Source organism: Streptomyces pathocidini, from assembly GCF_001418495.1.
In the GTDB taxonomy this organism is placed as follows: Bacteria; Actinomycetota; Actinomycetes; order Streptomycetales; family Streptomycetaceae; genus Streptomyces; species Streptomyces pathocidini.
The window spans coordinates 1-6,896 of sequence record NZ_LIQY01000122.1 but is presented as its reverse complement, the minus strand read 5'-3'; the positions used below and the strand labels follow the sequence as shown (position 1 = coordinate 6,896).

Annotated in this window: 6 protein-coding genes; 2 read left to right on the top strand and 4 right to left on the bottom strand. The window is 72.2% G+C overall.

Features of this window, described 5'->3' with window-relative positions:
- Positions 1-90: 90 nt before the first annotated feature.
- Positions 91-897, top strand: a complete 807-nt coding sequence (locus AOK16_RS07615) for an HpcH/HpaI aldolase family protein (RefSeq protein WP_055471466.1) — start codon at positions 91-93, stop codon at positions 895-897.
- Between the two features lie 18 nt (positions 898-915).
- Positions 916-1,767 (top strand): DeoR/GlpR family DNA-binding transcription regulator, encoded by an 852-nt coding sequence (locus tag AOK16_RS07610; RefSeq protein WP_055471465.1) that lies wholly within the window; start codon positions 916-918, stop codon positions 1,765-1,767.
- On the opposite strand, the gene AOK16_RS07605 is transcribed toward AOK16_RS07610, so the two are convergent.
- The 4 genes from AOK16_RS07605 to AOK16_RS07590 form a co-directional block, all read right to left on the bottom strand.
- Positions 1,746-3,776 (bottom strand): glycoside hydrolase family 31 protein, encoded by a 2,031-nt coding sequence (locus AOK16_RS07605; RefSeq protein ID WP_055471464.1) that lies wholly within the window; start codon positions 3,774-3,776, stop codon positions 1,746-1,748. The two genes, AOK16_RS07610 and AOK16_RS07605, sit on opposite strands and share 22 nt — an antisense overlap.
- Positions 3,777-3,870: 94 nt before the next feature.
- Positions 3,871-4,776 (bottom strand): carbohydrate ABC transporter permease, encoded by a 906-nt coding sequence (locus AOK16_RS07600; RefSeq protein ID WP_079101154.1) that lies wholly within the window; start codon positions 4,774-4,776, stop codon positions 3,871-3,873.
- A 5-nt stretch (positions 4,777-4,781) separates the two neighbouring features.
- Complete coding sequence (locus AOK16_RS07595; protein WP_055471463.1) at positions 4,782-5,666, bottom strand: carbohydrate ABC transporter permease; 885 nt, start codon at positions 5,664-5,666, stop codon at positions 4,782-4,784.
- 21 nt (positions 5,667-5,687) lie between these two features.
- The coding region (locus AOK16_RS07590) for a sugar ABC transporter substrate-binding protein (RefSeq protein ID WP_055471462.1) at positions 5,688-6,896 on the bottom strand (1,209 nt) is incomplete at its 5' end.

Sequence of the window (6,896 nt, the reverse complement as noted above, 5' to 3'; positions counted from 1 at the left end):
CCGCCCGCCGACCTGGCCGCCCGCCGACATGCCTGTCCGCCGACCCGACCGCCCGTTGAGATGATCACTTACCCAGAAGGGGCCCGCCGCATGAGCACAGCCGCTGAGACCGCCGGCACCGGCGACTCGCCGTCCCACGCCGCCCGATTCACCGCCGCACTGCGCGCCAGGGAGCGGCTGGTGGGCTACTGGTCCGTGCTGGACGCCCCGCCCGTCACCGAGCGCCTGGCCCGGCTCGGCTACGACTACGTCTGCCTGGACATCCAGCACGGGCTCATGGGCTACGCGGGCATGCTCAACTCGCTGACGGCGATCGACGCGGGGGGCGCCGCGGTCGGCCTGGTGCGCGTGGTGGCCAACGACCCCGCACCGATCGGGCAGGCCCTCGACGCGGGCGCGGCCGGAGTGATCGTGCCGATGATCGACACGGCCGAGCAGGCGGCCGCCGCGGTCACCGCCTGCCGCTACCCGCCGGTCGGGCGGCGCTCGTACGGGCCGATGCGGGCCGGGCTGCGTCTCGGGCCGAGCCTGGCGGAGGCGAACGCCGCGACCGCCGTCCTGGCGATGATCGAGACGGCGGCGGGGCTGGCCAATCTGAAGGCGATCTGCGCGACCCCCGGCCTCGACGGGATCTATGTCGGCCCCTCGGACCTGCGCATCGCGCTGGGCGGGGCAGACTCCAACGACCCTGCCCTGGACGAGGAGTTCGAGGCGGCCGTGGCGGAGATCCGTACGGCGGCCGCCGACGCGGGCATCGCCGCCGGCATCCACACCACCGACGGTGCGACGGCCGCCCGGCGCCTGGCCGAGGGCTACACCTTCGCCTCGGTGTCGTGCGACCTGATCCACCTCGAACTGGCAGCCGCCGACCACCTGTCGACGGCCCGACACGGCTGAGCCTCCGAGGACCGTCGCATGAGCACCGCCGACAGGCCCCGCACGCCCCGCACGCCTCGCCCGCTCCGCTCCCGCGAGCGGCGGGAGGAGATCATCCACCTCGCCGAGGACGCCGGTCCGGCCGGAGTGGACGAGCTGGCCCGGCACTTCGGGGTCACCCCGTCCACCATCCGCCGCGACCTGACCCACCTCAGCGCCGACGGCCGCCTCGCCCGCACCTACGGCGGCGCCATCGCCGTACCGCGCGGCCGGGCCGAACCCTCGCTGCGCCAGCGGGACGGCCAGGCGTACGAGGCCAAGCGCGCCATCGCCCGCTGGGCGGCGGGCCGCATCGGCGCCGGGCAGTCACTTCTGCTCGATGCCGGTACGACGGTGGCCCTCGTCGCCCGGATGCTGCCGACCGGGGCTGGGCTGACCGTCACCACCGCCAGCCTGCCGGTCCTCGGGCACGTGCAGGCGCGCGAGGACCTCACCACGCGCTGCCTCGGTGGCAGACTGCGCCCGCTCAGCGACGCGTTCGTCGGGCCGCTGACCGAAGCGGCCCTGGAGCGGCTGAGCTTCGACCTGGCCTTCCTCGGCGCGGACGGGGTCACCAACGACGGCGCCCTGTGCGAGGCCGAGTCGGAGCAGACCCGGCTCAAGGAGCTGATGGCCCGCCGCTCCCGCCGGGTCTACGTGCTGGTGCACGCCGCGAAGCTCGGCCACCGTCCGTTCCACGCGTGGGCGCGGCTGGAGGGCCCCTGGACGCTCGTCACCGACGACGGTGCCCCACCGGAGACCGTCGAGGAGTTCCGGCGGGCCGGGCGCGACGTGGTCGTCGTACCCGGCGCCGAGCCCAACCCCAACCCTCACTCCACCAAGGGGAGTTGAGCGCCGTCCCGCAGCAGCAGCGGGATCCGGTCGAGCGGGGCGTCCAGCGTCGGCGCCGTGCCGCCCTCGTAGACCTCGCCCGTCCACGCGCACGTCCACCGGGCGCCCGCCGGCAGATACACCTCGCGGCGCACCGCCCCGGCCTCCGTCACCGGCGCGACCAGCAGGTCGGGCCCGAGCAGGAACTGGTCGGCGACCGTCCACGCGCGCTCGTCCCCGGGGAACTCGACGAACAGCGGGCGCATCGGCGGCAGCCCGTCTCGCGCCGCGGCCGCCATCTGCTCGGCGACGTACGGGCGGATCCGCTCCCGCAGCCGGAGGTAGCGGCACATGATTTCGTACGCCTCGTCCCCGTACGACCACACCTCGTTCGGGCCGCCGGTCATCTCGCCGCCCAGCGGCAGCCACGGCAGCCGGAAGCCGTGCAGCCGGAAGATCGGGCAGAACGCACCGAACTGGAACCAGCGCAACAGGACTTCGCGGTAGGCGGGGTCGTCGGGGTCGCCGCCGTGGAAGCCCCCGATGTCGGTGGTCCACCACGGGATGCCGGACAGGCCGATGTTGAGCCCGGCCGCGATCTGCTGCCGCAGTGTCGTGAAGTCGGTGCCCACGTCCCCGGACCACACGGCGGTGCCGTAGCGCTGGCTGCCCGCCCAGGCGGAGCGGCTGAACGACATGCCGTCGGTGTCGCCCGAGGCGGCCATGCCCTCGTGGAAGGTGCGGGCGTTCTCGCGCGGGTAGAGGTTGGCCACCTCCTGGCCGGGCCCGGCGTGGTAGCGCAGGTTCGCCGGATGGCCGGGCTTGATCTCCGGCTCGCAGGCGTCCAGCCACCACAGGTTGATGCCGTACTCCTGGTAGTTCTCCCGGCACTTGGACCAGACGAAGTCACGCGCCTCGGGGTTGGTGGGGTCGTAGAAGGAGACCGCCACCTGGTGGTCGGCGCCCTTGTCGGTCCAGGCGGTGTGCGCGGGGGAGCCGTACTCGTTGGCGACCAGCAGGCCGCGGCGGGCCATCTCGGCGTGGTTCTCGCTCGACTCGTTGACCGAGGGCCACACGGACACCATCAACTTGACGCCCATTTCGTCAAGTTCGCGGACCATGGCCGCCGGGTCGGGCCACTCCGCCGGGTCGAACCTCCAGTCCCCGAGCCGGGTCCAGTGGAAGAAGTCCGACACGATCACCGACAGGGGCAGGCCGCGCCGCTTGTGCTCGCGGGCCACCGCCAGCAGCTCCTCCTGCGTCTTGTAGCGCAGCTTGCACTGCCAGAACCCGGTGGCCCAGTCGGGGAACCCGGGTGCGTGGCCGGTCGCGTCGGCGTACGCGCGCAGGATGCCGGCCGGGCTCTCGCCCGCGGTGATCCAGTAGTCGATCTGCCGGGCGCTGTCGGCCACCCAGCGGGTCCCGTTGGCGGCGAACTCGACGCGCCCCACCGCCGGGCTGTTCCACAGCAGGCCGTAGCCGCGGCTGGAGAGCACGAACGGGATGGACACCTCGGTGTTGCGCTGCACCAGGTCGACGACGGTGCCCTTCTGGTCCAGCAGCCCGTGCTGCCGCTGCCCGAGCCCGTACAGCCGCTCGTCTTCGTAGGCCGCGAAGTGCTGCTCCAGGCGGCGGTAGCCGGGGGAGACGGGGGTGTGCGCGCGGGTGCCCGGCCACCAGAAGTGGGCGCGGCGCTCGGCCAGCAGCTCGTGGCCGTCCGCGCTGCGCAGGAAGCGCAGCTCGCCCTCGACGCTCAGCTCCACCGTGATCCGCCCGTTGACCAGGCGGGCGGGCGGCACCGGGTCGGTGGGGGAGCCGAGGCCGGTCTTGAACGCCCGCAGCCCGGTCAGATCGGGGACGGTGATCTCCGCCTTGCCGTCCGTCGGCCGGTCCAGGAGCGCGCCGGGGATGTCGTCGCGTACGGCACCGAGGACGGCCCGTACGCGGACGGAGTCGCGGCCCCAGGGCTCGACGCGCAACGTCTCGTGGCGGGCGCTGAATTCGAGACCGCCGTCGTGCTCGCGGAACATGAGTCTCCTGTTCTGGGAAGGGGGAAGGTCTGTGAACGGGTGCTTTTGGGCCGGTCGTGGCGCGGCCGTGGCGAGGCCGTGGCGAGGTCGTGGGTCAGTCCTTGACGGAGCCGCCGGTGACGCCGACCGCGATGTACCGCTGGGCGATCACCAGCAGGATGGCGGCGGGCACCGACGCCAGGACCGCGGAGGCCATGAGGGCGTTCCAGTCGGTGGTGTTGGCCCCGATGAACCGGTAGATGCCGACGGTCACCGGGGTCACCGCCTCGCGCGAGGTGAGCGTGATGGCGAAGAGGAAGTCGGCCCAGGAGAAGAGGAAGGCGAACAGGCCCGCGGTGATGACCCCGTTGCGGCTCATCGGCAGCACGATCCGCAGGAACGTCCGCCAGTGCCCCGCCCCGTCCAGGGCCGCCGCCTCCACGACCTCGGTCGGCACCTGCTGGAGCTGAGCGCGCAGCAGCACGGCCGCGAACGGCACCGAGAGCGTGGACTGGGCCAGCATCAGGCCGATCGTGTTGTTCAGCAGCCCGATCTCGCTGTACAGCGTGAACAGCGAGTTCGCCTTCACGATGCCCGGCAGCATCTGCACGATCAGCAGGACGAACAGCAGCAGCCCGGCGTACCGCAGCCGGAACTTCGCCAGCGCCCAGGCCAGCGGTGCGGCGACGGCGAGCGTGACCAGGACGTTCCCGCAGGCGACGAAGAGGCTGATCAGCAGGTGCCGCCCCTGGGTGTCGAAGGCGGCCCGGTAGCCGTCCAGCGTCGGATCGGCCGGGAACCAGCGCGGCGGGATGGACAGCAGCGCGTGGCTGGGCTGGAGCGAGGCGTTGAACATCCAGTACAGCGGGAAGAGCAGCACGGCCACGATGACGAGGGCCAGGGCCGTGACTCCCCAGCGGCCGACGGCGGTCCGAGCGGCCGTCGCGGTGGCTGCGGTGGCTGCGGTGGTTGTGGTGGTTGCGGTGGCCGAAGTGGTTGCGGTGGTTGTGGTGGTCGACATGGGGGCTACCTCCCGGCCTGTTCCCTGCGGACCGCGCGGAGATAGACCAGCGCGAAGAGCATGGCGATGACGATGAGGACGTTGCCCACCGCGGCGCCCTCGCCGAAGTGCAGCTCGGTGAAGGAGACCTGGTACGACCAGGTGGACAGCAGCTGCGTCGCGTCCGCGGGGCCGCCCTGGGTGAGCACCATGACCACGTCGAACGCCTTGATCGTGTAGATCAGCCCCAGCATCAGCACCACCGAGGTGACCGGGCGCAGCAGCGGCCACGTCACGTACCGGAACTTCTGCCAGGCGCCTGCCCCGTCCAGCGCCGCCGCCTCGTACAGGTGCGGCGCTATGGACTGGAGTCCGCCGTAGAGGATCACCATGTTGAACGGGATGCCGATCCACACGTTGGCGATGACGACGGCCGCCATGGCGTGGTCCGGGCTGACCAGCCACGGCACCGGATCGCTGATCAGGTGCAGGGTGAGCAGCACGTGGTTGACGATCCCGTAGTCCTGGTCGAGCAGCCAGCGGAAGACCGTGCCGGAGACCAGCAGCGGCAGCAGCCAGGGCAGCAGGAGCAGCGCCCGCAGCAGCCCGCCGAGCGGGAAGCGGCGGCGGAAGAACAGGGCCAGGCCCAGGCCGATGGCGAACTGGAAGGCGAGTGAGGCGACCGTGAAAACGGCCGTGTTCCACAGCGTGGTGGGGAACAGCTCGTCGCCGAGAACCGCCGCGTAGTTGCCGAGCCCCGTCCAGGGGGCGTCGCCCGCGTAGAAGGAGGTCACCGTGTAGTCCTGGAAGGACATGGTGAGGTTGGTCAGGATCGGGAAGCCGAAGAAGACCGCCAGGTACAGCAGGGCGGGGACGTAGAAGCTCAGCTTCGCGAGCCGCGTTCTGGTCATGGGGGTGCGCACCTCGCGTTGTCAGTCGTCCGCGGACTCGGCCTGCCGCTGGGCCGCGGCGAGGGCCTTCCCGGGGCTGAGCTTTCCGGTGGCGACCCGCTGGAGAGCGGTGGAGATCGCCTGGGACACGGCCGGGTAGTGGGTGCCGAGCACGGCCGTACGGGACCGGGCGCTCGGCGCGCTTGCGATGAACGGCGCCAAGTCGGGCTGTTCCTCGGCCAGTTGTCCTGCCACGGCCGGATGGCTGGGCACGTCGGCCCGCAGCCGGGACCACTGGAGCATGTTGGCGCGGCCGAGCACGCAGTCCAGGACGCGCACGGCCTTGCCCTGCCTGGGCCCCTTGGGCACGGCCCAGGTCTCGCCGCCCAGCGGGGTCGCGGGCCGCTCGCCCGGCTTTCTGACCGGCAGGGGCACGACGCCGTAGTCGAGGTCCTCGTGCTCGTCCAGGGCGGCCAGCTGCCACGAACCGTTGATCATCATGGCCGCGTGTCCGCCGACGAACTGGTCGGCGGCGCCGGACTGCTCCCAGTTGAGGCTGGACTTGGACACCGAGCCGTCGTCGAAGAGCGACTCCCAGTAGGTGAGCGCTTCGACGGCCCGCGGTGAGTCCAGGTCGCGGAGGTCGCCGCCGGCGCCCCACAGGAAGGGTTCGAACTGCCAGGTGCCCTCCTCGGTGTCGATCGCGGAGAGCGCCAGGCCGTAGCGGTGGTCCCTGGTCAGCTTCTTGGCGGTGGAGCGGAGTTCGCCCCAGGTGGTGGGCGGCCGCAGCCCGGCCTCGGCGAGGGCCCGCTTGTCGTAGAAGAGCGCGAGCCCGTTCACCCCGGGCGCCACCCCGTACAACTCGCCCCGGTACGTGCCGGCCTGGAGCACGCTGTCGTAGAAGCCGTCTGTGTCCACCTTGCCATCCAGGGGCAGCAGGGCCCCGGTGGAGGCCAGTTTGGCCAGGTCGGGGTTGTCGCTGAGGACGAGGTCGGGCAGCGATTCCGCGGCCCCGTCCCGCAGCAGCTTGGGTACGAGCTGGGAGCGCGGCATGACCTCGCGCCGCACCTCGACACCGGTGCGGCGGCCGCAGGAGCGCAGGATCTCGGTCAGCGCGGTGTTGCCCGGCTCGGAGGTGTAGTAGTCGGCGACGGTGAGGGTGCCCGGGGGCGTCTCGGCGGTGATCAGCCCGCAACCGCCGAGGGCCGCGGCGAGCGAGAGGGCCGTGGCGGCGGCGAGGGCCGGGCGGAA

Excerpts from the sequence above, each read along its gene's own strand:
- AOK16_RS07615 (WP_055471466.1), top strand. The coding sequence starts at position 91 with ATGAGCACAGCCGCTGAGACCGCCGGCACCGGCGACTCGCCGTCCCAC.
- AOK16_RS07610 (WP_055471465.1), top strand. The coding sequence starts at position 916 with ATGAGCACCGCCGACAGGCCCCGCACGCCCCGCACGCCTCGCCCGCTC.
- AOK16_RS07605 (WP_055471464.1), bottom strand. The coding sequence starts at position 3,776 with ATGTTCCGCGAGCACGACGGCGGTCTCGAATTCAGCGCCCGCCACGAG.
- AOK16_RS07600 (WP_079101154.1), bottom strand. The coding sequence starts at position 4,776 with ATGTCGACCACCACAACCACCGCAACCACTTCGGCCACCGCAACCACC.
- AOK16_RS07595 (WP_055471463.1), bottom strand. The coding sequence starts at position 5,666 with ATGACCAGAACGCGGCTCGCGAAGCTGAGCTTCTACGTCCCCGCCCTG.